We start from the raw sequence: 1,744 nt of genomic DNA on the forward strand, positions 1-1,744 counted from the left end.
CCTGAAGGTCATAGGTTCAAATCCTATCCCCGCAACCAAAAAAATATCGCGATAACAATTCTATACGCCCCGCCCAACAGCGGGGCTTTCGCATGCCCGCAAAACAACTCAACGCCACATCAACGTTTGACGAGTCGTCCGGACAGCACGGCCTTTCTTGATTCTGGCTTCGCGAAATATGCTGTGGCAGCCTTGCGCCATGATCGAGTTTCGTAGCCTTGCTGACGACCATCCCGACTTGGCGCACTCGCCGCTTTTGCGCGCGGCGCTGCTGACGCTTCGCTATGCCCAGGATCATGGACCTATCGCCTTAACCAAGACGAAGGCATTCAAGCGTGTCTTCGTGCACTGGGCGGTCGAGAACTTTGACTGGCCCGGAAAGAGCGCAGCCGAGATGTTCCGCTACAGCAAGGTCATCAATGAATACGAATTCCCGCCGCTCGAGGTCTTGCACTACCTTCTTATAGCGCTGCGCTTCGGTAGGCACTTCAAGGGCGAGTTCCGGCTGACCAAACGCGGCGCCGCCCTTGCGGAGGAACCGGCGCGTCTCTTTGCAGAGCTGATCCCTTTCTTTGTTCTCAAGATTGACCATGCGTTCTACGTTCGGTTCGAAGAGCGCCCTTTCGGCAAGTGGGACGTCTGGATGAACGTCATTAACGTCGAGGCCGACCATGGCGTCTCCGAGCAGGAACTGTTTGCTGCCTTCTACGGCAAGGAAGATGCCGGATGGCGCGAAGTGAATGTGTTCGCGTCATCCGTACTACGGCCACTGGAATGGGCGGGGTTGCTGGCTCAGACCCGAGAAGAGCGCCAGGGCAAGCAGACCTATCATGTATTTAAAACCCCGCTCTGGCGCAGTGCGCTGAAGCTGGACACCGATAGCATGCTCAAGCCGATCTTGGTTCAGTAGCCGATCCCAAAGGTCCTCACCCCAACTCACCACCCTGCAGTATTCTACATCTGGGAGTTGAAGCGGCTGGCCCTTAGGGTAACGGTTAAGCAACTCCAGTAGGAAATCTCCTTGGGAGCATCTGACGGCATTTGGTGAGTAAGCGGCGGCTACGCCCCACACGCTTTTAGCTTGCTGGCTTGAAGTTCCAAGGCAGCAGATCGTCGATCCTTGCCTGCGGGTGACCGGCGGCCACGGCCTCCAAGGTTGCCTTCAGATAGGCAAAGGGCTCGACGCCGTTGATCTTCGCGGTGGCGATCAGGGATGCGATGCGCGCCCAGGATCTCCCGCCCTCGTCATGGCCGGCGAAGAGTGCATTCTTGCGGGTCAGGGCGATCGGGCGGATCAGGTTCTCGACGCAGTTGGAGTCGATCTCGACACGGCCGTCGCGCGAGGCAAGGTCTGCAACCCGTCCCAGTGGCGGTGGATATAGGCCAGCTTCTCGCCGAGGCGCGACTTCATCGATATGCGCCGACACTGCAGCTGCAGCCATTCGCCGAATGCGGCGACCAGCGGCGCAGTGCGCGCCTGGCGGGCCGACAGCCGCTGGCCGGGGCCCATGCCGCGGATCTCAGCCTCGATCCGGTAAAGCTCGGCAATCCGGCGCAGACCTTCGGCTGCGATCTCGGATCCGTCGCGATCGAAGATCTCCTTCAGCTTGCGTCGGGCATGCGCCCAGCAATGGGCAACGGTGATCGGCGCGCCGCCTGTCCGGGACGGACGCGTCAGGCGGTTGTAGCCAGTGTAGCCATCCAGCTGCAGAATGCCGTCAAAGCCCTGCAGGATGCGCTCTGC

Annotated in this window: 1 protein-coding gene and 1 pseudogene; one reads left to right on the plus strand and one right to left on the minus strand. The window is 59.9% G+C overall.

Going from position 1 to position 1,744, the window contains the following annotated elements:
• Positions 1–199: 199 nt before the first annotated feature.
• The gene (locus tag FA740_RS19345) at positions 200–910 is read left to right on the plus strand and encodes a hypothetical protein (protein WP_136858417.1); all 711 of its coding nucleotides are present in this window, start codon (positions 200–202) and stop codon (positions 908–910) included.
• A 166-nt stretch (positions 911–1,076) separates the two neighbouring features.
• On the opposite strand, the pseudogene tnpC reads toward FA740_RS19345, so the two are convergent.
• A pseudogene (tnpC, locus tag FA740_RS19350) lies at positions 1,077–1,744 on the minus strand (IS66 family transposase); the annotation flags it as partial.

Source organism: Paracoccus hibiscisoli (assembly GCF_005048265.1).
Classification (GTDB): Bacteria; Pseudomonadota; Alphaproteobacteria; order Rhodobacterales; family Rhodobacteraceae; genus Paracoccus; species Paracoccus hibiscisoli.